This window comes from Kocuria sp. ChxB (genome assembly GCF_044359605.1).
GTDB classification, from domain to species: Bacteria; Actinomycetota; Actinomycetes; order Actinomycetales; family Micrococcaceae; genus Kocuria; species Kocuria rhizophila.
In genome coordinates this window covers 974884-996790 of record NZ_CP121123.1, presented here as the reverse complement: position 1 = coordinate 996790, position 21907 = coordinate 974884, and the positions used below count along the sequence as shown (strand labels likewise).

The window sequence follows — 21907 nt, the reverse complement described above, 5'->3', positions numbered from 1 at the left end:
GGGGTCCCGGCACGACGACGCCGCGCAGCCGCCGAGCGGAGGCGTCCCGCCCCATGCGTGGGGGTTCCACGGTCCACGGGCCCGCAGCATCCGCGACGTCTGCGGGCCGCCCGTGCGGAACGGGCACGGCGGCGTTCGGCACCTTCAGGGGGTCGGAGCGCGCCGCTAGGCTGGCGGCATGATCGTGGGCACCGGCGTGGACATCGTGGACATCGAGCGTTTCGAGCGGCAGCTCGAGCGCACTCCCCGCTTGCGGGAACGGCTGTTCGTGCCGCACGAGCGGGAGCTCGCCCCGCGGTCCCTCGCGGCGAGGTTCGCCGTCAAGGAGGCTGCGGCCAAGGCGCTGAACGCGCCGCCCGGCATGATCTGGCAGGACTGCTGGGTCACCAACGACCCCCACGGAGCGCCCCGGCTGCACACCACGGGCACCGTGGAACGGGAGCAGCGCGCACGCGGTGTGCAGACCTGGCACGTGAGCATCTCCCACGACGGCGGCATGGCCGTGGCGTTCGTCGTGGCGGAGGGGCAGGGAGGGACGAACCATGATTGACGGATTTTCCGGCGCCGCCGTCCGCGCGGCGGAGCAGCCGCTGCTGGACGAGGGGTGGGGGGACGAGCTGATGCGCCGCGCGGCGCTGGGCCTGGCGCGCGAGTGCGAGCAGCAGCTGCGCGGGCACACCCGCCGGGGCACACTCGCGGGACGCAGGGCCGTGGTGCTCGTGGGCACCGGCAACAACGGCGGGGACGGACTGTGGGCGGGGACGTTCCTGCGTCGTCGCGGGGTGTCGGTGGTGGCCGTGCTCACGGGCTCGCGCGCTCACGAGGCGGGACTGGCGGCCTTCACCCGGGCGGGCGGCGTCGTCATGCGGCTGGCCGGGGACGACCCGCAGGGCAGGGCCGAATCAACCGGAGGCACGGAGGCGGCGGATCCCCTCCACGTGACCGAAGCGGCGGCCCTGCTGCACTCGGTGGACCTCGTGCTGGATGCGGTTCTCGGCACCGGTGCGAGCGGCGGGCTCCGCGGACCGGTCGCGGATCTGGTGCGGGCGTTCGAGGAGCAACGGGACGCGGACGCGCGCGGGGAGCGCAGCGGCCCCCGGGTGGTGGCGTGCGACATCGTCTCGGGCGTCTCGGCGGACACCGGTGAGACGCCGGAGCCCGTGCTGGGTGCGGACGCCACCGTCACGTTCGGGGGCGCGAAGACCGGGCACGTGGTCTCCCCGGGCGAACAGGCCGCCGGATCGCTCACGGTGGTGCCGATCGGCATCGAGGACCAGATGGGCTCTGCGGCGGTGCACCGGCTCGAGGCCCGCGACGTCCTCGCCGCGTGGCCGCGGCCCGGGGCCACCGACACCAAGTACACGCGCGGGGTGCTGGGCGTCGTGGCCGGCGCGCCGAGCTATCCGGGCGCGGCCATCATGTGCACCCAGGCCGCGGTGAATGCCGGCGCGGGCATGGTCCGCTTCCTGGGGGACTCCACGGCGCGCGCCATGGTGCTCGCCCGCAGCCCCGAGGTTGTGTGCTCCGACGACCAGCCGTGGGACGTGCACGTCCAGGCGTGGCTCGCGGGCCCCGGCGTGGTGGGGGACGAGGCCCAGGCGGCCCGTGTCGAGGCCGTGATCGAGGCCGCGGAGCCCGCCGTGCTGGACGCCGGGGCGCTCGACGCCGCCGCCCGCTCGGTCGCGGACGCCCGCCTGGGCCCGCACAAGATCCTCACCCCGCACGCGGGGGAGCTGTCCCAGATCTTCGAGTGGCTGCACGGCTTCGGGCTGTGCGAGTCGGGGGTCGAGCGCACGGCCATCGAGGCAAACCCTCTGCGCTGGGCCAGGGAGGCCGCCCGCCTGACCGGGGCCACCGTGCTGCTCAAGGGCGCCACCACGGTGATCGCCTCACCGGTGGGTGCCACGGGATCCCCGGAGAATTCTGAGTGCCTGTGCCTCAGCGTGGGCGGGGCCAGCCCGTGGCTCGCGACCGCCGGGTCCGGGGACACGCTCGCGGGAATCCTGGGCACCGTGCTCGCCCACGTGGCCGAGCACCCGGATGCCCTGGCGGGTCTGGGACCGTGGGCGTGCGGTGACGGCCGGTGGGCCACGGCCGCTGCGCTGGGAGCCGGGCTGCACGCGCTCGCATCGCGTGCCCACGGGGAGGGCCCCGTGCCCCCGTCCGTGCTCGCCGAGAATGCGCGCACGGTCCTCACGCGTCCCTGAGCAGGCCCCGGAGCGACTAAGGTGGGAGGTTGGCCGAGGGCGGGGGACCCGCGCTCGGCCCCACCACACCTTGAGGAGAACCACATGGAAGTTTGGCCCGGACACCCGTATCCACTGGGCGCCACGTTCGACGGCACGGGGACCAATTTCGCGATCTTCTCCGAGGTCGCGGACCGCGTGGAGCTGTGCCTGTTCGACGAGGACGGCACGGAGACCCGCGTGGAGGTCACCGCCGTGGACAGCTACGTGTGGCACTGCTACCTCCCGGCGGTCCAGCCCGGCCAGCGCTACGGCTACCGCGTGCACGGCCCGTGGGACCCCGCCCAGGGGCTGCGCTGCAACCCCGACAAGCTGCTGCTGGACCCCTACGCCAAGGCCGTGGAAGGCGGGATCGACTGGGACGAGTCCCTGTTCTCCTACAACTTCGGCGACGAGGACTCCGAGAACCACCAGGACTCCGCACCGCACATGATGAAGGCCGTGGTGATCAACCCGTTCTTCGACTGGGAGGGCGACCGCACCCCCCACACGCCCTACCACAAGTCCGTGATCTACGAGGCGCACGTCAAGGGGCTCACGGAGCAGCACCCCGAGGTCCCCGAGGAGCAGCGCGGCACCTACGCGGGGGTCTCCCACCCGTCCGTGATCGCCCACCTCAAGAAGCTGGGCGTCACCGCGGTGGAGCTCATGCCCGTGCACCAGTTCGTGCAGGACTCCACGCTGCTGGAGAAGGACCTGCGCAACTACTGGGGCTACAACACCATCGCGTTCTTCGCCCCGCACAACGAGTACAGCGCCGCCTCCCACCTGGGCAGCCAGGTGCAGGAGTTCAAGGCCATGGTCCGGGCCCTGCACCAGGCGGACATCGAGGTCATCCTGGACGTGGTCTACAACCACACGGCCGAGGGCAACCACATGGGCCCCACGCTGTCCATGAAGGGCATCGACAACAACGCGTACTACCGCACCGTGGACGACGACCACAAGTTCTACATGGACTACACGGGCACGGGGAACTCGCTCAACGTGCGCCACCCGCACTCGTTGCAGCTCATCATGGACTCGCTGCGCTACTGGGTCACCGAGATGCACGTGGACGGCTTCCGCTTCGACCTCGCGGCCACGCTCGCGCGGGAGTTCTACGACGTGGACAAGCTCTCCACGTTCTTCGAGCTCGTGCAGCAGGACCCGATCGTCTCGCAGGTCAAGCTCATCGCGGAGCCCTGGGACATCGGTCCCGGCGGCTACCAGGTGGGCAACTTCCCGCCGCAGTGGACCGAGTGGAACGGCAAGTACCGGGACACCGTGCGCGACTTCTGGCGCGGCGAGCCCGCCACGCTGGGGGAGTTCGCGTCCCGCGTCACCGGCTCCGCGGACCTCTACGAGAACAGTGGCCGCCGCCCGTTCGCCTCCGTGAACTTCGTGACCGCCCACGACGGCTTCACGCTGCGGGACCTGGTCTCCTACAACGAGAAGCACAACGAGGCCAACGGCGAGGACAACAACGACGGCGAGTCCCACAACCGCTCGTGGAACTGCGGCGAGGAGGGCCCCACGGACGACGCCGCGGTGCTGGCCCTGCGCGCCCGCCAGCAGCGCAACTTCCTGGCCACCCTGATGCTCTCCCAGGGCACCCCCATGCTGTTGCACGGGGACGAGCTGGGGCGCACCCAAAAGGGCAACAACAACACGTACTGCCAGGACAACGAGCTCACGTGGATCAACTGGGAGAAGGTGGACGCGCCCCTCGTGGAGTTCACCGCGGCCATCACCCGGCTGCGCCACGAGCACCCCACGTTCCGGCGCTCGCAGTTCTTCGACGGCCGCCCCGTGGACATGGGGGAGCTGGGCGAGGGCGATGCCATGCCGGACATCGCGTGGCTCAACACCGACGGCACGCCCATGGTCCCGGCCGACTGGGACGAGCCCCTGGCCCGCGCCGTGGGCATGTGGCTCAACGGTGAGGGCATCGCGGGCGTGGACATGCGCGGCCGCCGGATCACGGACGACAACTTCATCGTGTACTTCAACTCGAACCCGGAGCCCGTGGACGTGACCCTGCCCCCGGCCGAGTACGGCATGAAGTGGGAGGAGATCCTGGACACCGCCGGCCGGCACTCGGACGGTGACGTGCGGGAGCACTCCAGCGTGCTGCAGATGGACGGCAAGTCCACCGTGCTGCTGCGCGCGTGGGAGGAGCCCGAGGAGGAACCGGACGCCTCGGTGGCCGCGTCCGTGGCGGCGTCGGCGGCGGTGTACGCCGAGACCCCGGACCTGCCCTGACACTGCCCAGGACCGCCGCCCGCTCCGAATCCCCGGGCGGCGACCGGCAGTGAGTGTGCCGAACGCGTCACCCCGTGCGGGGTGGCGCGTTCGTCGTCCCGGGTGCCGGCGTGCCTCGCTCCCGGGGACGGCGTGCCACACGCCGGATGCCGGGGTCCCACGTCCCGGGGATCCCGAGCACCGGGACCCCGGCCCCGGGGTCCTCGGCACTGTGGTTGCGGCGGGGTGCCCCCGACGACGTCGTGGCCATCGGGTCCGGGCAGTCTTGCCCTGGGCGGATGGACTGGCACGAGCGCGCGCACTCCGCGAGACTGGAGGGGTGCTGACTCCCACTTCCACGTACCGCCTCCAGATCACGTCCCAGCAGGACCTCCACCGCGTGGCGGGGCTTGTCCCGTACATCCGGCGCCTCGGGGCGGACTGGGTGTACCTCTCACCGATCCTCCGGGCCACGAGCGGCTCCGACCACGGCTACGACGTGGTGGACCCCACCGAGGTGGACCCCGAGCGCGGTGGTTCCGCGGGTCTCACGGCGCTGTCCGAGGCCGCGCACGCCGCGGGCCTGGGCGTGGTGGTGGACATCGTCCCCAACCACCAGGGCGTGGCCGAGCCGCAGCAGAACCCGTGGTGGTGGTCGCTGCTCGCCGAGGGGCGTGAGAGCCGCTACGCGGACGCGTTCGACGTGGACTGGGAGGCCGGGCACGGCAAGGTGCTGATCCCGGTGCTGGGCGACGGCGACGAGGACCTCTCCGCACTCACCGTCCAGGACGGCACGCTGCGCTACTACGACAACGTCTACCCGCTCGCGGACGGCACCTGGTCCGAGGGCGACGACCCCGCCGAGGTGCACGGGCGCCAGCACTACGAGCTGGTCAACTGGCGCCGGGGGGACTCCGAACTGAACTACCGCCGGTTCTTCACCGTGGCCACGCTGGCCGGCGTGCGCGTGGAGGACCGGGTGGTCTTCGACGAGTCCCACGCGGAGGTCTCCCGCTGGTTCCGCGAGGGCCTCGTGGACGGGCTGCGGATCGACCACCCGGACGGGGTGCGGGACCCGCGTGGCTACCTGGAGATGCTCGGCGACGTCACGGGCGGCGCATGGACCGTGGTGGAGAAGATCCTGGAACCGGGGGAGCACCTGCCTTCGGACTGGCGCTCGGCGGGCACCACGGGCTACGACTCCCTGGGCTGGATCGACCGGGTGCTGACCGATGCCCGGGGCCACTACGAACTCGCCTCGCTGGACACGCAGCTGCGCGGCGGCACACCCGTGCGCTGGGACGAGCTGATCCACGAGACCAAGCGCCGCATGGCGGATCATGGCCTGGCCGCTGAGATCCACCGACTGGTGCGCGAGCTGCCCGAGGACTTCCCGCACGGCGCGGAGGCGTCGTACGACGGGCTGGCGGAGATCGCCGCCAACTTCCCCGTGTACCGCACCTACCTGCCCGAGGGTGCGGAGCACCTCCGTGAGGCCGTGGCCGCGGCACGGGAGCGGCGCGCGGACCTCGACGGCGTGCTCACGGACCTCGCCCGCGTCCTGGGCGCTGATGCCACCCGGGAGGCGGACCTGGCGGAGGTGGCCCGGCGGTTCCAGCAGACCTCCGGAATGATCATGGCCAAGGGCGTGGAGGACACCGCGTTCTACCGCTGGACCCAGCTCACGTCCCTCACGGAGGTGGGCGGCGACCCCTCGGTCTTCTCCCTGACCCCGGAGCAGTTCCACACCGAGGCCGCGCGGCGCCAGCGGGAGTCCCCGGCCACCATGAACGCGCTGACGACCCACGACACCAAGCGCTCCGCTTCGGTCCGCGCGCGGATCACGGTGCTCTCCGAGCTGCCGCGCGTGTGGGCCGAGACCGTCTCCACGCTCGTGGGCCGCGCGGAGGACGCCGGGATCTCGCTCACGGACGGCCCCGCCGTGAACCTCGTGCTGCAGGCCGTGGTGGGTGCGTGGCCCCTGGAGCGGGACCGCGCCGTCGACTATGCGATGAAGGCCGTGCGCGAGGCGTCCGTGTCCACCGCGTGGGTGGACGGGGACGAGGACTTCGAGCGGGAGCTGACCCGCTTCATCGACTTCCTGTTCACGAACCCGCGCGCCCGCGGCGTCGTGGAGGGCTGCGTGGCCCGGGTGAGCGAGCCGGGCTGGGCGAACGCCCTGGCCGCCACCGCCCTGCAGCTGACCCTGCCGGGTGTCCCGGACGTCTACCAGGGACAGGAGCTGTGGGAACCCTCCCTCGTGGACCCGGACAACCGCCGCCCCGTGGACTTCACCGCGCGCGACGCCATGCTCTGCGAGCTCGACGCCGCCGCGCCGGGTTCCGCCGCGGCCACCCCCGCGGTGGACGAGACCGGGGCGGCCCGGATGCTGCTGACCTCCCGCGCCCTGCGGCTGCGCCGCGAGCACCCCGAGCTGTTCGGGGACTACACCCCTCTGGAGACCACGGGTGCGCTCGCGGGGCACGCCCTGGGCTTCGACCGCGGCGGCGCGGCCACCGTGGTCACCCGCTTCCCCGCCACGCTCGCCGCCGAGGGCGGTTTCACGGACGAGACCGTGGCCCTGGCCCCCGGCACGTGGCAGGACGTCCTGACACACCGCGAGTTCACGGCCGCCCAGGATGCGCCCGTGGCCCTTGCCGAACTCCTCGACACCTACCCCGTGGCGATCCTGCGCCGGAAGGACAGCTGAACCATGAGCACCGACCACCGCTTCGATGTCTGGGCGCCCCACGCCCGCAAGGTCACCGTCCGCATCGAGGGCGAGGACCACCCCATGGAGGGCCTCGAGGGTCGCCCCGGCTGGTGGACGCTTCCCGCCGCCGACGCCGCCCCGCAGGGCACCGTGCGCTACGGCTACATCCTGACCAAGACCTTCGACGAGGGCACGCCGAAGGAGCGCGAGCAGGTCTCGGACGTGCTCCCGGACCCGCGCTCGCGCCGCCAGCCGCAGGGCGTCCATGAGCTCTCGTGCACGTTCGACGCCGACGCCTTCGAGTGGCACGACGCCGATTTTCGCCCCCGCCCGCTGCAGGACTCCGTGTTGTACGAGCTGCACCCCGGGACCTTCACCCCGGAAGGAACGCTGGACGCCGCCATCGGCAGGCTGGACCACCTGGTGGACCTGGGCGTCACCGCGGTGGAGCTGCTGCCGGTCAACGGCTTCAACGGCGAGCACAACTGGGGCTACGACGGCGTGGCGTGGTACACCGTGGCCGAGCCCTACGGTGGCCCCGAGGCGTACCAGCGTTTCGTGGATGCGTGCCACACCAGGGGCCTGTCCGTGATCCAGGACGTGGTGTACAACCACCTGGGACCCAGCGGGAACTACCTGCCCCTGTTCGCGGACTACTTCAAGCCCGGCGCCTCCAGCTGGGGAGACCTCATCAACCTGGACGGCTGGGGCGCGGACGGGGTGCGCGAGTACATCCTGGACAACGTCACCATGTGGCTGCGTGAGTACCACGTGGACGGCTTCCGCCTGGACGCCGTGCACGCGCTCGCGGACTCCCGTGCCACGCACATCCTGGAGGAGATCGCCGAGCGCGTGGCCGAGGAGTCCGCCCGCACGGGCAAGGACCTGGTGACCATCGCGGAGTCCGACCTCAATGACCCCCGCATGATTGCCGCCACGGACCGCCACGGCCTGGGCATGGACGCGCAGTGGCTGGACGACGTCCACCACGCCGCGCACACGGCCTTCACGGGTGAGACCCACGGCTACTACGGGGACTTCGCGTCCCTGCACGCCCTGGAGAAGACCATGCACACCGCGTACTTCCACAACGGGACGTACTCCACGTTCCGGGGCCGCTCGCACGGCCGGGAGATCGACGCCGCCGAGCAGCGCCCGTTCCAGTTCGTCACGTTCCTGCAGAACCACGACCAGGTGGGCAACCGCGCGGCCGGTGACCGGATGAACCAGTCCATGAGCGTGGACCGGGCGATCGCCGCCGCCACGTGGCTCATGACCCAGCCCTTCACTCCCATGCTGTTCATGGGGGAGGAGTACGGCGCCAGCACGCCGTGGCAGTTCTTCACCGCGCACCCCGAGCCCGAGCTGGGTGAGGCGGTGGCGAAGGGCCGCAAGGCAGAGTTCGCGCAGATGGACTGGGACCACGCCACCGTGCCGGATCCCCAGGACCCGCAGACGTTCGAGGGCTCCAAGCTCAACTGGTCCGAGGTCCACGAGGGTGACCACGAGCGGATCTACCGGGCCTACCGGGACCTCATCGCTCTGCGCCGGGGCACCCCCGAGCTCACCGACCAGCGCTGGGACACCGTGGCCACCCAGGCCAGCGACGACGAGCAGTGGTTCGTGCTCAAGCGGATGAGCGAGCCCGAGTCCGTGCACGGCGTGGTCGTGGCCATCAACCTGGGCAACGAGCCCCGCAACCTGCCACTCATGGGCGGGGATGAGCCCCAGCTGCTGTTCGCCAGCGGCGCGGCCCCCGAGCCGGGCTCCGAGGGCACCGTGCGCGTGGCCCCGGAGACCGCCGTGGTGCTGCGCGTCTGAGACCGCCCGCTGGGCAACCGAACCCGCACGACGCCGCCTGGCACGCGAACGGGCCCGGCGGCGTCGTGCGCGAAGGGACCCGGGCGGCGTCGTGCGCCGTCATGCGGTGCGGTGTGCGGAGCCGAGCGGTGGCAGACTGGTGCCCATGCTGATCTATGGCGACGACACCGTGTGGACCCCTGCCGAGAACCGCTACGAGACCATGCCGTACCGGCGTGTGGGGGAGTCCGGGCTCAAGCTGCCCGCCGTCTCCCTGGGGCTGTGGCACAACTTCGGGGACGACAAGCCCGTGGCCGGGATGCGCGCCACGCTGCGCCGCGCATTCGACCTGGGCATCACCCACTTCGACCTGGCCAACAACTACGGCCCGCCCGCGGGCTCGGCGGAGCTCAACTTCGGCCGGATCCTCAAGGAGGACTTCGCGGGGCACCGCCACGAGCTCGTGATCTCCACCAAGGCCGGGTGGGACATGTGGCCCGGCCCGTACGGTGACGTGGGCGGCTCCCGCCAGTACCTGGTCACCTCCCTGGACCAGTCCCTGGAACGCATGGGCCTGGACCACGTGGACGTGTTCTACCACCACCGACCGGACCCCGAGACGCCGCTCGAGGAGACCATGCGGGCACTGGACCACATCGTGCGCTCCGGTCGCGCCACGTACGTGGGCGTCTCCTCCTACGGTGCGGACCTCACACTCGAGGCGCAGCGGATCATGCGCGAGCTGGGCACCCCGCTGGTGATCCACCAGCCCTCCTACTCGATGCTCAACCGCTGGATCGAGCAGCCCAACGAGCGCGCGGGCGGGAAGAACCTGCTGGGCGCGCTGACCGAGACCGGCATGGGCTCCATCTGCTTCACCCCGCTCGCGCAGGGCATGCTCACCGACAAGTACCTCAACGGCGTGCCGGAGGGCTCCCGCGCCGCGGAGAACAAGTCCCTGGACCCGTCCTGGCTCAGCGAGCAGACGCTGGACCAGATTCGTGAGCTCAACACCATGGCACAGGAGCGCGGCCAGACCCTGGCCCAGATGGCGATCGCGTGGACCCTGCGCCCGCAGGACTCCGGGCAGGTCACCTCCGCGCTGGTGGGGGCCTCCTCCGCTCAGCAGATCGAGGACTCCGCCCGGGCCGTGGCCAACCTGGAGTTCTCCGCGGACGAGCTGCGCCGGATCGACGAGCTCGTCACGGACGCCGGCGTGAACATCTGGGGTGCGGCCACCGAGTCCAAGCACGCATGACCTCAGCGCAGTACGCGGCGCTGCTGGGACTGTGGATCGCGGGGATCGTGGTCCCCGGTCCGGACATCTTCGTGATCCTGCGCAACGCGTTCCTGTCCTCGCGGCCCAGCGCCGTGTTCACCGCCCTGGGCGTGATGGTCGGGAACTTCGCCTGGATCGCGCTGTCCCTCATGGGCGTCACGGTGTTCATCAGCGACAACCACGTGCTGAAGCTCGCGGTGCAGATCGGCGGCGCCCTGTTCCTGCTGCGCATGGGCTACGGCTCCCTGCGCTCGGGACTCGACGGCCGAGCGGCCCGCCGGAGCAGCACCCTGGGCCCCGTGCTCCACGAGCCGCAGGACCCAGGCGGCGCGCACCCGGTCCAGGGCGGCGCCCCCGGGCGCGGTCCTGGCGGCACGGGGTCCGCCGCGCAGCACCCCGTGGCGCACGACGTCGCCGCGGAACCCGCCCGCACGGGCCTCGCCACGGATCCGCTGCGCTCCGACGACGCCGCGGTCGTCGCGGAGCTCTCCGCCGGTTCCCGCCGCGGCCGGTTCCTGGGCCCGGAGGGTCTCACCCCCTGGCGGGCGCTGGCCCAGGGCACCGTCACCAACCTCGCCAACGCGAAGGCCGTGGTGTTCTTCGTGGCGCTGTTCGGCTCGGTGGTTCCCGCCGGGATCCTCTGGTGGGAGGCCCTCGCGGTGCTGGGGATGATGGTGGCCGTGGGCCTCGCTTGGTTCCTCGCGGTGGCCTGGGCGGGGTCCATTCCCGCCCTTGCGCGCCGGTTCCAGGCCCGCACCGCCGAGGTCGAGATCGTCTCCGGCGTGGTGTTCGCCCTCGTGGCCGTGGGGCTGCTCGTGGAGGCCCTGCTGACGATCTGACACCTCGCCGCTGCGCCGGGGACGGAGGGAGCCACCGGGCGGGAGGCTGCACCCTGGCTGCGGGGCAGGCGCTGGGCCGGGCGTCGTCGTCCGCGCACGGGAAGGAAAGGGTGGTGAGCCTGGTTACACTGTGAAGTCGGTCGAGTGCGGCGTGGCACGGTGGTGACTCCGTGGCCGCACGAACGCGCGCGAGACGTGCGTGGGCCGTCATCCGCCGAGTCGAGGAGAACCGTGTCCGAACATCCCATCCGCGTGGCCGTTGCCGGTGTGGGCAACTGCGCCACATCGCTCATCCAGGGCGTGCACTTCTACCGTGACGCCGATCCCTCCGACTCCGTGCCCGGGCTCATGCACGTGCAGTTCGGGGACTACCACGTGCGGGACGTGCAGTTCGTCGCCGCGTTCGACGTGGACGCCGCCAAGGTGGGCCTGGACCTGTCCCAGGCCATCCTGGCCGGTGAGAACAACACGATGGAGATCGCCAAGGTCCCGCCGCTGGACGTGACCGTGGACCGCGGGCCCACCCTGGACGGGCTGGGCCAGTACTACCGCGAGACCATCACGGAGTCCGACGCCGAGCCCGTGGACGTGGCGCAGGTGCTGCGGGAGCGTCAGGTGGACGTCCTCGTGTCCTACCTGCCCGTGGGCTCCGAGGAGGCGGACCGCTTCTACGCGCAGGCCGCGATCGACGCCGGGGTCGCGTTCGTCAACGCCCTGCCCGTGTTCATCGCGGGCACGGACGAGTGGGCGCAGAAGTTCACGGACGCGGGTCTGCCGATCGTGGGCGACGACATCAAGTCCCAGGTGGGCGCCACCATCACCCACCGCGTGCTCGCCAAGCTGCTGGAGGACCGCGGCTACGTACTGGACCGCACCTACCAGCTCAACGTGGGCGGCAACATGGACTTTAAGAACATGCTGGAGCGCTCCCGGCTGGAGTCCAAGAAGATCTCCAAGACCCAGGCGGTGACCTCCAACGTGCCGCACGAGATGCGCGCCAAGGACGTCCACATCGGTCCGTCCGACTACGTGGGCTGGCTGGACGACCGCAAGTTCGCATTCGTGCGCCTGGAGGGCCACGGCTTCGGCAACGCCCCCATCTCCCTGGAGTACAAGCTCGAGGTGTGGGACTCGCCGAACTCCGCGGGCGTGATCATCGACGCCATCCGTGCGGCGAAGATCGGCCTGGACCGGGGCATCGGCGGGCCGCTGACCTCGGCGTCCTCCTACTTCATGAAGTCCCCGCCCGAGCAGTTCGACGACGACACCGCCCGCGAGAACGTGGAGAAGTTCATCCGCGGCGAGGTGGAGCGCTGAGCGACTGACATCCCCGGCACCCATCGCGGCGCCCGGCACCGAGAAGTTCGGTGCCGGGCGCCGTGGTGCGTCCGGACGCCCGTGGGCGGGACGGGCGACTCAGGGGCGGTCCTGCCCCGCGAGTCCCGCGCGGGAGATGACGTAGTCCACCAGGGGGTCGTAGAGGTGCGGGGCCACGTTGTCGTCCAGGGGCACCACCACGTCCACCTGGTTCTGGGCCTCCGCCACGAAGATCCCGGGGTCGTTGCAGTCGCCCATCGCAATGGTGGGCAGCCCCGCACGGGACCCGGCCCAGCCGGCCATTCCGTGGTCCGAGACCACGAGATCCGGTGCCTGCCTGCCCTGCTCGGCCAGGTGCTCGAGCACGAGCCGCATGGGGTCGGGGAAGTGGGTGTGGCGCAGCCCGCCGTACTGCTCGACCATCACCACGTCCTCGATCTGGCGGACGTCCCCGTCCTCGAAGGGCAGGGCCTCGTCGAAGCGGATCACCCGGGCCCCGGAAGCGCGGGCCACCCGGGCCAGGCGCGCGTACACGGGCGCGAGCCCGGAGGGGTGGCCCGTGGCGAAGAGCAGGCGCTTGCGGCCCCGCACCGCCCTGCTGAAGATCTCCGCGTACTCGTCCAGCCTGGCCACGCACAGCTGTGCGGAGATCGAGTCCTGACCGCTCACGTAGGCGGGGTCGTCGTTGATGCCCACGCGGTCCCGCATGAGCTCGAAGACGGAGTCGAAGTCCCACTCGCGGGTCCGTTCGACCCCCATGTGCTGGTGCTGGTCCCCGTCCAGGAAGCCCTGGATGTTGCGGAGGTTGGCCTCGCGCGGGGTGGCGACGGCTCCGGTGATCCGGGAGCGGTCCAGGTATCGGGCGAGGGAGTCACGGCTCAGGTACGCGGTGGTCACAGTCGCGAGTTTAGGTGGTGGGCCCGCCACCCGCACACGCGAGGTAGGCGCGGACGTGCTGCCCGGCGACGTCGTCCCACGTCAGTTCGCGCGCCCGCCGGGCCGCGGCCTGTGACATCGCTCTCCACGCGGTGGGATCGGCGGCCGCGCGGTGCAGGGCCTCGGCCCACACCGCCGGATCCCTGCCGGGCACGAGCCGGCCGGTCTCCCCGTCGCGCACGGCGTGGCGCAGCCCGTCCACGTCCGTGGCGAGCACGGGGGTTCCGCACGCCTGGGCCTCCACGGCCACGAGCCCGAAGGTCTCCGACGAGGACGGCACGGCCACCGCGTCCACCGAGCCCATGAGCCGGGCGAGCTCGGGGCGGGGCAGGGACCCGCAGAACACGACGTCGCCCGCGACCCCCTCCGCGCCGGCCAGCTCGCGCAGGCCGTCCAGGAAGTCCGGGGAACCCGTTCCGGCCAGGACCAGCCGCACGGGAATCTCCGGGTGGGTGCGGCGCAGCTGACCGAGCGCCCGCACGAGCACCTGCTGACCTTTGAGCGGCTGCATCCGACCCGCGCACAGCACGGTGAAGGGCTCCGGGCGGCCCGGTGGCTCCGCAGAGGTGGGACTCGCAGCGTCCGGACCACTGCCGGGACGCACGGTCGTGTGCCCCCCGGCGCGGGGCACGGCCACGGGCTGGATGGACTGAGAGGTCGGATCCTGTGGCGCGGGATGGAACTCGGTGGGGTCCACCCCGGGCGGGATCACCGCGATCCGTGCCGGGTCCGCGGCATACAGCTCCACGAGCTGGCGGCCCTCCACCGGGGTGTTGACCACGGTGCGGCACGCGCGGGAGATGATGCGCCGCTCCGCGTCTTCGCGCTCACGAGGTTCGGGGGCCTCGTCCGCGCCGGCGCGCAGGTTCTTGGCGGCCGCGGACGTGTGCAGGGTCAGCACCAGGGGGGCGTGCAGGTGTTCGGCGAGCTCCAGCCCCGCCACCGCGGACAGCCAGTAGTGGGCGTGCAGCACGCGCGGAGCGGCGTCGTCGCCGTTGTAGAAGTGCGCGAGGGTGCGGCCGAAGGGCTCGGTGAAGCGCGGCAGGTCCTGCTTGGGGGCCGTGGCCGCGCCGGGCAGCGACACGGTGAGCAGCCGGATGCCCGGTGCGAGGTCCGAGGGGTGCACGCCCTCGGCGTGGGAGGGGTCGCGGTCGAGCGTGGCCATGTCCACGAGCCACCCGGCCTGGGCGAGTGCGCGCGCGAGGTGCCACACGTAGACGTTCATGCCCCCGGCGTCCCCGGAGCCCGGCTGGTCCACGGGGGAGGTGTGCATGCTGAGCAGCAGCACGCGGTCGGGGCAGGCGGGAGGCACGCGCCCAGCCTACCGGCGCGCGCGGACGGCGGCGGGGACAGGCTCCGGACGAACGCGCCGCGGACCCGCCGCGGCCCGGCCCTGCCCCGGAAGAATACGCGGGCCTGCCCTGCCGAACCCCTCGGGCGGTTCGCCACCGCTCTTTCCGCGCCCCGCACGCGCTGTTGCCGTGGCCGGGCGGCACCTCCGGCGCCGGACGCGCACCGCGTCGACCGCGCGGTCGGGGAGGCCAGGCCGCCACCTCGGGTGTGCGGCGGAGTCGGGGCACAATGGGGGCGTGAGTGAGATGACCTCGGAGCAGAACCGGCCGGCAGACGGACCCAGCGAACGCAGCGCAGTGGTGGACCTCGCCGCGGTGGAGCACAACGTGGGGCGGCTGCTCGATCTCGCCCGGGGCCGCACCCTGATCGCGGTGGTCAAGGCGGACGCGTACGGCCACGGTGCACCCCGGGTGGCGCGAGCGGCGCTCGCGGCCGGGGCCCACATGCTCGGCACGGCCCACGTGGCGGAAGCGCTGGCTCTGCGCGCAGAGGGCATCACGGCCCCCGTGCTGGCGTGGCTGCACACCGCGGCCACGGACTTCCCTGCTGCGGTGCGCCAGGACGTGCGCCTGGGTCTCAGCGGCGGGGAGCTGGACCTCGTGCTGGACGCCGCCCGGGCGGTCGGCAGGCCCGCGGTGGTCCACCTCAAGTTCGACTCCGGGCTGGGGCGCAACGGGGCAACCCCCGCGCAGTGGCCGGAGCTGCTGGAACGGGTGCGCCAGGCCGAGGGCCAGGGGCTGCTCACGGTGGAGGGCATCTTCACGCACCTCGCCGTCGCGGACGAACCGTCCCGCCCGGAGACGGCCCAGCAGCTGGCCGCGTTCCGGGACGCGGTGCGTGCCGCCCGCGACGCGGGTCTGAACCCCACGATGGTCCACGCCGCCAACACCCCGGGGCTGCTGTCCGCGGCGGACCTCCCGGACCCGGACACCATGCTGCTCGACGCCGTGCGCGTGGGGCTGGGGCTGTACGGCCTGAGCCCGTTCGCGGAGCGCACCCCGCAGGAGTTCGGGCTGATCCCGGCGATGACCCTGCGGACCCGGGTGGCCAACGTCAAGGACGTGCCGGCCGGTGCCGGGGTGTCCTACGGGCTCACCTACCGCACCGAGGGGCCCACCCGGCTCGCGCTGATCCCGCTGGGCTACGCCGACGGGGTCCCGCGCGTGGCCACGGGAGCGCCCGTGCGGATCGGGGACCGGGTCTACCCGGTGGTGGGTCGGATCGCGATGGACCAGTGCGTCGTGGACCTGTCCCTGGGACGGCCAGTGGGCGCCGGCTCGCAGGAGCAGTCCGTGCGGATCGGGGACGAGGCCGTGCTCTTCGGCGCCGGGGAGGACCCCTCCGTGGTGGAGTGGGCCGACGCCGCCGGGAGCATCAACTACGAGATCGTCACCCGGATCTCGCCGCGCGTCCCCCGCGAGTACGTGGGGGTGGAGCCGGGCTCCACCCACGGCCAGAACCGGAACGCCCAGCGCAGTGGGCACCCCGGTGCGGACACCGGCGAGGAGCCCGCCGCGGATTCGCTGGAGGCACCCGGCGCGGACCGCGACCGTGGGCCGGGAACCGGACCGGGCGGCGTCGTGCCCGGGCAGGACGCGCAGGAGGGCTCCGGGGAGAGTGACGCGGCGGGGGAGAACTGGAGTCTCACCCGGGAGCTCGGGACGGCGGAGGAGACCCGCGAGCTGGCGCGCGCCCTGGCACCGCACCTGCGAGCGGGTGACCTGGTGCTGCTCAACGGCGAGCTGGGCGCGGGCAAGACAACCTTCACCCAGGGGCTCGGCGAGGGGCTGGGCGTGCGAGAGGGGATCATCTCGCCCACGTTCGTGCTCGCGCGCCGCCACCCCAACCAGGCGGACGGTCCCCGCCCGGGCGGACCGGACCTCGTGCACGTGGACGCGTACCGCCTCACGTCGGCGGAGGACATCGAGAGCATCGACCTGGAGGACACGCTGGACACGTGCGTGACCGTGGTGGAGTGGGGCACCGGCAAGGTGGAGCACCTGAGCGCCTCTCGGCTCGTGGTCGACATCGAGCGGGCCCGCGGGGCCGAGGCCGCCCCCGAGCAGCAGGGCGCAGACCTGGCCGGGGTGCTCGCGGACCTGGGTGCCCAGTGGCAGGACGAGGACACGGCCAACGAGACGCGCCGGGTGACGCTGCGGGGAATCGGCTCGCGCTGGGCACAGTGCCCGCGGGTGTGACGGGGCCGCCACGACCAAAGCGTGGGCGGGGCCAGAACCGGTTCCCGCGACCGCCCCGGGGCACCGGTCCGAGGGGTCAGGATGCGTCGCGGATCACGCCCGGTCAGACCGGGACGGGGCCCCTCTGCGTGACACAATGAGGGCGGACACCTGCACGTCCACCGCAGACGGTGAGACCCCAGGGGGACCCCGACGGCGTCGTCGTTCCATGGGCACTCGGCCGCCTGCGCGCACCGACCCGAGGAGAACCGCATGCCGCGGACATCGACACCCCACATCAAACCCGATGGCGCACCCATCGCCGAAACCATCCTGCTGCCCGGCGACCCGCTGCGCGCCCGGTACATCGCGGAGACGTTCCTCGAGGACGCCGTGCAGTTCAACTCCGTGCGCAACATGCTCGGCTACACCGGCACCTTCAACGGCCGCGAGCTGTCCGTCATGGGCACCGGGATGGGGATCCCGTCCATGGCGCTCTACAGCTGGGAGCTGATCCACGAGTTCGGCTGCCGCAAGCTCGTGCGCATCGGCTCCTGCGGTGGACTGACCCCCGAGCTGGGCCTCAACGACATCGTGCTCGCCCAGGCCGCCTCCACGGACTCCAACTACCTGGCGCAGTTCGACCTGCCCGGCACGTGGGCGCCCACCGGTTCCTTCCGGCTGCTGGACCACGTGTACCGCGGTGCCGCCGAGCGCGGGATCACCGCCCACGCCGGCAACGTGGTGTCCTCGGACACCTTCTACCACGCGCAGGACGACACCACGCAGCGCTGGGCCCGGATGGGCGTGCTCGCCGTGGAGATGGAGACCGTGGGGCTCTACGCCAACGCCGCGGCCGCCGGGGTGGAGGCACTGGCCATGTTCACGGTCTCCGACAACCTGGTGACCCACGAGGAGATGAGCCCCGAGCAGCGCCAGACGGGGTTCGCGCAGATGATCGAGCTGGCCGCAACCGTGACGGAGCTGTGAACCACATGAACCCCGAGAACCAGAACCCCGTCCCAGCCTCCGAGGCGGGGCCCCAGAGCGCGGCGTCCACGCCCGCGGCCGCCGTGCCCGCCACGGCCACCGGTGCCGCCGGGGCCCGCACCACGAGCGGTGTGAACCCCCGCCGTGCCGTGCCCGTGCTGCTGTTCCTCTTCATCTTCTGCCTGGTGATCGACCAGGGCTTCAAGTTCACGTCCCAGCCCATGGCCGAGGCGCTGAACCTCAGCGAGTCCACCGTGAGCCTGCAGGCCACGCTCACGGGTGTGCTCATCGGCATCGGCGCCGTGGTGTACTCCGCGCTCGCGGACTCCGTGGCCATCCGCAAGCTGCTGTACCTGAGCATCGGGCTGATCGTGGTGGGCTCCGTGATCGGCTTCGTGGGCTCCGCGTCCTTCCCCGTGGTGCTCGTGGGCCGCGTGGTCCAGACGGCCGGCCTGGCCGCTGCGGAAACCCTCTACGTGGTGTACGTGACCAAGCACTTCGAGGGCGTGGAGCTGAAGAAGTACCTGGGCTTCTCCAACATGTCCTTCCAGCTGGCCTCGCTGATCGGCACCCTGATCTCCGGCTTCCTGGCCACGTACGTGTCCTGGACCTGGATGTTCCTGATCCCGCTGATCATCCTGCTGTCCCTGCCGTTCATCAAGACCCGCGTGCCGGACGAGGTCCAGCAGACCAGTTCCGGGGTGGACGTCTACGGGCTGTTCCTCGTGGGCGTGATCGCCACCGGACTGATCATGTTCATGCAGGAGTTCGTGTGGTGGTGGTGGATCCCCGTGGTCGTGGCCACCGTGCTGTTCGTGATCCACGTGCGCACCAACCCCAAGGCCCTGGTGGACGCGTCCTTCTTCACCAACCGCCCCTACATCAGCGCGCTGGTGGTCGTGTTCATCATCTACTCGGTCAACCTGGCGTTCGTCTTCCTGTTCCCGTTCGCGATCCACGGTGTGCACGACATGGCCATGGACAAGGTCTCCCTGCTCACCATCCCCGGCTACATCCTGGGTGCCTCCACGGCGGCCATGTCCGGTCGGGTCAGCAAGCGGCTGGACTCCAAGCAGGCCGTGACGCTGGCGCTGTGCCTGCTGGCACTGTCCCTGGCGGTCGCGGGCGTGTTCATCAACGTCTCCGTGGTGGCCATGGTGATCGCCATGGCCATGTTCTCGGTGGGCTTCGGCCTGCTGTACGCGCCGCTGATGTCCAGCGCGCTGCTGCTCATGCCGGCCTCCAAGTCCGGCGTGGCCGTGGGCTTCTACAACCTGGTGATCAACGTGGCCTCCCCGATCGGCGTGGCGTACACGGCCACGCTGATGTCCGGCAGGCCCACCTGGTTCAGCGGCCTCAGCGTGGGCACCACGCCCGAGGGCGACTACTTCTCCACGATCCTGTGGCTGCTCGTGGGCATCACCCTGCTGGGCCTGGTGGCCTACCGCGTGCTGTTCGGGCTGATCGAGCGCGGCAACGCCAAGGCGGCCCAGCAGCTGACCACGCAGGCGTAGCCTCCCGCGCCGCGGCTCGCAGCCCCTCCGTGCCCTTCCCCTCGGGGATCCGGCACGGAGGGGCTGCTGCTTGGCGGGCTTAGACTGTGCGGGTGCTTGTGCTGAGTCTGGATTCCTCCTCGATCGCCTCCGTGGCGCTGTCCCGTGACGGTGAGGTGCTGCGGGAGTTCGCCACCTCGGACACGCGTTCCCACGCGGAGGCGCTGGCTCCGGCGGTGCGTGGTCTGATGTCCGCGCAGGGGGTCACGGGCGCGGAGCTGGACGCGCTGCTCGTGGGCACGGGCCCCGGCCCGTTCACGGGTCTGCGCGCGGGTCTTGCCACGGCGCGGGCGCTGGGCTTCGCGTGGGAGCTGCCCGTGCACGGGCTGTGCTCCCTGGACGCCGTGGCCCACCGCGTGGCCCCGACCGTCCGCACCGCCGGGCACCCGGAGTTCCTCGTGGCCATCGACGCCCGCCGCAAGGAGCTCTACTGGCGCCACTACCGCGTGGACGACGACGCCGCCGGCACCTCGGCCACGCCCGTGTCCGCCCCGCAGGTGGGCGCCCCGGAGGAGCTCCCGGACCTGCCGTGCGCGGGACCCGGCGCGGGCCTGTACCCCGACCGGCTCGCGCACCCCCTGCGCGGCACCGAGGAACTGCACCCCACGGCCGCGGACCTCGCCCGCGCGGGCTGGGCGCTGACCAGCCGCGGCACACCCCTGAGCACGGACACCTCCCCGCTGTACCTGCGCGACTCCGACGCCAAGGTGCCCGCATCGCTCAAGCGGGTGACCTCGTGAACGGCGCCGAGAACCCCGCTGAGCATCCCGGCGAGCACCTCGCCGCTGGACCCGCCGCCGGACCCGGTGGGAACCACTTCTCCGCAGGCCCGCAGGGGAGGGGCGCAGAAACGACCGCGCACCCGCGGGAGGGGCACGGCGCGGCGAGCGCGGCGGCGTCGTCCCTCCCCGCGGGGCACGCCCTGCGGCACATGCAGCCCGGGGACCTGGACGCCGTGCACGCCCTGGAGACCGTGCTGTTCCCCGAGGACGCGTGGCCCCGGCCCATGTTCGACGAGGAGCTGGCGCACCCCACCCGGCAGTACTGGGTGGTCACCCGGGACGAGGAGATCGTGGCGTACGCGGGGATGATGTGCATCCCGCCGGTGGGGGACGTCCAGACGATCGCCGTGGCCGCGGCCCACGAGGGCAAGGGTCTGGGAAGCACCCTGCTGCGCGTGCTGCACGAGGCGGCCGTGCGCGCCGGGGCCACCGAGATGATGCTCGAGGTGCGCGCGGACAACCCACGCGCCCAGGCCCTGTACCGACGCTTCGGCTACGAGCACATCCACACCCGGGCCCACTACTACGGTCCGGGACACGACGCACTCATCATGCGCTGCGAACTGGTCCCACCCGGACCGCAGGAGCGCAGCGCGGACGGAAGGACCATCCATGAGCACCGCTGAGCCCCTCGTGCTGGGCATCGAGTCCTCGTGCGACGAGACCGGCGTGGGCATCGTGCGCGGCACCGAGCTGCTGACCAACACGGTGTCCTCGTCCATGGAGCAGCACGTGCGCTTCGGCGGGGTGATCCCCGAGATCGCCTCCCGCGCGCACCTCGAGGCGTTCGTGCCCACGGTGCGCGAGGCGCTCGCCGCGGCGGACGTGACGCTCGCGGACGTGGACGCGATCGCCGTGACCTCCGGGCCCGGACTCGCGGGCGCGCTCATGGTGGGCGTCGCGGCGGCCAAGGCGCTCGCGGTGGCCACGGGCACGCCCCTGTACGCGATCAACCACCTCGTGGCCCACGTGGGCGTGGGCCTGCTGGACGGGGACGGCAGCCTGCCCGAGGACCTGGGGGCGCTGCTCGTCTCCGGCGGGCACACCGAGATCCTCGCGGTGGGAGAGATCACCGAGGACGTCCGCCTGCTCGGTGCCACGATCGACGACGCCGCCGGGGAGGCCTACGACAAGGTGGCCCGCCTGCTCGGACTCGCCTACCCCGGTGGGCCGGCCATCGACCGGGCCGCGAAGGGCGGCAATCCCGAGGCGTTCCGGTTCCCGCGCGGGCTGACCGCGGGCAAGTACATGGGCTCGGCGGAGCATCCCGGCCGGCACCGCTACGACATGTCGTTCTCGGGGCTCAAGACCGCCGTGGCCCGCGTGGTGGAGGCGTTCGAGGCCGCCGGTCAGCCCGTGCCCGTGGCGGACGTGGCCGCGAGCTTCCAGGAGTCGGTGGTGGACGTGATCTCCCGCAAGACCGTGCTGGCCTGCACCGAGCACGGGATCACCACGCTGCTCATGGGCGGGGGAGTGGCCGCGAACTCCCGGCTGCGGGAGGTCGTCACGGCGCGCTGCGCGCAGCGCGGGATCCGCGTGGTGGTCCCGCCGCTGTCCCTGTGCACGGACAACGGGGCCATGGTGGCGGCCCTCGGTGCCCGCCTCGTCACGCGCGGCGTGGCACCCACGGGCATCGAGTTCACCGCGGATCCGGGACTGCCCGTGACCACGGTGTCGGTGCCCGCTCCGGCCTGAGTCC

16 protein-coding genes are annotated in these 21907 nt (G+C 72.1%); 14 read left to right on the top strand and 2 right to left on the bottom strand.

Translation table 11 applies throughout. The annotated features are described in order from the left end of the window. Positions 1–178 precede the first annotated feature (178 nt). From P8S73_RS04305 to P8S73_RS04270, 8 genes are all read left to right on the top strand, one after another. Positions 179–550 carry a holo-ACP synthase gene (locus P8S73_RS04305; protein WP_124109441.1) on the top strand — a complete coding sequence of 124 codons (372 nt, stop codon included), beginning with the start codon at positions 179–181 and terminating at the stop codon, positions 548–550. Then, positions 543–2207 carry a bifunctional ADP-dependent NAD(P)H-hydrate dehydratase/NAD(P)H-hydrate epimerase gene (locus tag P8S73_RS04300; protein ID WP_257744168.1) on the top strand — a complete coding sequence of 555 codons (1665 nt, stop codon included), beginning with the start codon at positions 543–545 and terminating at the stop codon, positions 2205–2207. The genes P8S73_RS04305 and P8S73_RS04300 overlap by 8 nt, the downstream gene beginning before the upstream one ends. 84 nt (positions 2208–2291) lie before the next feature. After that, positions 2292–4490 carry a glycogen debranching protein GlgX gene (gene glgX, locus P8S73_RS04295; RefSeq protein ID WP_257744169.1) on the top strand — a complete coding sequence of 733 codons (2199 nt, stop codon included), beginning with the start codon at positions 2292–2294 and terminating at the stop codon, positions 4488–4490. Positions 4491–4809: 319 nt separating this feature from the next. Then, complete coding sequence (gene treY / locus P8S73_RS04290; protein WP_396350531.1) at positions 4810–7179, top strand: malto-oligosyltrehalose synthase; 2370 nt, start codon at positions 4810–4812, stop codon at positions 7177–7179. 3 nt (positions 7180–7182) lie between these two features. Beyond that, the gene (gene treZ, locus P8S73_RS04285; protein WP_047978152.1) at positions 7183–9003 is read left to right on the top strand and encodes a malto-oligosyltrehalose trehalohydrolase; all 1821 of its coding nucleotides are present in this window, start codon (positions 7183–7185) and stop codon (positions 9001–9003) included. A gap of 145 nt (positions 9004–9148) precedes the next feature. After that, the gene (mgrA, locus tag P8S73_RS04280; RefSeq protein ID WP_019309616.1) at positions 9149–10240 is read left to right on the top strand and encodes an L-glyceraldehyde 3-phosphate reductase; all 1092 of its coding nucleotides are present in this window, start codon (positions 9149–9151) and stop codon (positions 10238–10240) included. Next, a complete protein-coding gene (locus tag P8S73_RS04275; protein ID WP_396350530.1) occupies positions 10237–11100 on the top strand; it encodes a LysE family translocator in 864 nt (287 codons plus the stop codon). Before mgrA ends, P8S73_RS04275 begins: the two co-directional genes overlap by 4 nt. 231 nt (positions 11101–11331) lie before the next feature. Further along, positions 11332–12417: an inositol-3-phosphate synthase gene (locus P8S73_RS04270; protein WP_019309614.1), complete on the top strand. Its 1086-nt coding sequence runs from the start codon at positions 11332–11334 to the stop codon at positions 12415–12417. A gap of 99 nt (positions 12418–12516) precedes the next feature. On the opposite strand, the gene P8S73_RS04265 is transcribed toward P8S73_RS04270, so the two are convergent. Both P8S73_RS04265 and P8S73_RS04260 read right to left on the bottom strand, forming a co-directional pair. Beyond that, a complete protein-coding gene (locus P8S73_RS04265; protein ID WP_019309613.1) occupies positions 12517–13314 on the bottom strand; it encodes a phosphatase in 798 nt (265 codons plus the stop codon). 10 nt (positions 13315–13324) lie between these two features. Next, the gene (locus P8S73_RS04260) at positions 13325–14665 is read right to left on the bottom strand and encodes a glycosyltransferase (protein WP_396350529.1); all 1341 of its coding nucleotides are present in this window, start codon (positions 14663–14665) and stop codon (positions 13325–13327) included. A gap of 286 nt (positions 14666–14951) precedes the next feature. Here P8S73_RS04260 and alr point away from each other — a divergent pair, with 286 nt between their 5' ends. The 6 genes from alr to tsaD all read left to right on the top strand — a co-directional run bounded on the left by alr (position 14952) and on the right by tsaD (position 21903). Further along, entirely contained in the window at positions 14952–16904 is a 1953-nt protein-coding gene (alr, locus tag P8S73_RS04255; RefSeq protein ID WP_135009978.1) for an alanine racemase, read from the top strand. Positions 16905–17156: 252 nt separating this feature from the next. After that, entirely contained in the window at positions 17157–17873 is a 717-nt protein-coding gene (deoD, locus tag P8S73_RS04250) for a purine-nucleoside phosphorylase (RefSeq protein WP_039102078.1), read from the top strand. Between the two features lie 5 nt (positions 17874–17878). Then, positions 17879–19387: an MFS transporter gene (locus P8S73_RS04245; RefSeq protein WP_082019328.1), complete on the top strand. Its 1509-nt coding sequence runs from the start codon at positions 17879–17881 to the stop codon at positions 19385–19387. 92 nt (positions 19388–19479) lie between these two features. Next, complete coding sequence (tsaB, locus tag P8S73_RS04240) at positions 19480–20166, top strand: tRNA (adenosine(37)-N6)-threonylcarbamoyltransferase complex dimerization subunit type 1 TsaB (RefSeq protein ID WP_039102090.1); 687 nt, start codon at positions 19480–19482, stop codon at positions 20164–20166. After that, positions 20163–20834 carry a ribosomal protein S18-alanine N-acetyltransferase gene (gene rimI / locus P8S73_RS04235; protein ID WP_039102077.1) on the top strand — a complete coding sequence of 224 codons (672 nt, stop codon included), beginning with the start codon at positions 20163–20165 and terminating at the stop codon, positions 20832–20834. Before tsaB ends, rimI begins: the two co-directional genes overlap by 4 nt. After that, the gene (tsaD, locus tag P8S73_RS04230) at positions 20821–21903 is read left to right on the top strand and encodes a tRNA (adenosine(37)-N6)-threonylcarbamoyltransferase complex transferase subunit TsaD (RefSeq protein ID WP_039102076.1); all 1083 of its coding nucleotides are present in this window, start codon (positions 20821–20823) and stop codon (positions 21901–21903) included. The genes rimI and tsaD overlap by 14 nt, the downstream gene beginning before the upstream one ends. The last annotated feature ends 4 nt before the right edge of the window (positions 21904–21907 follow it).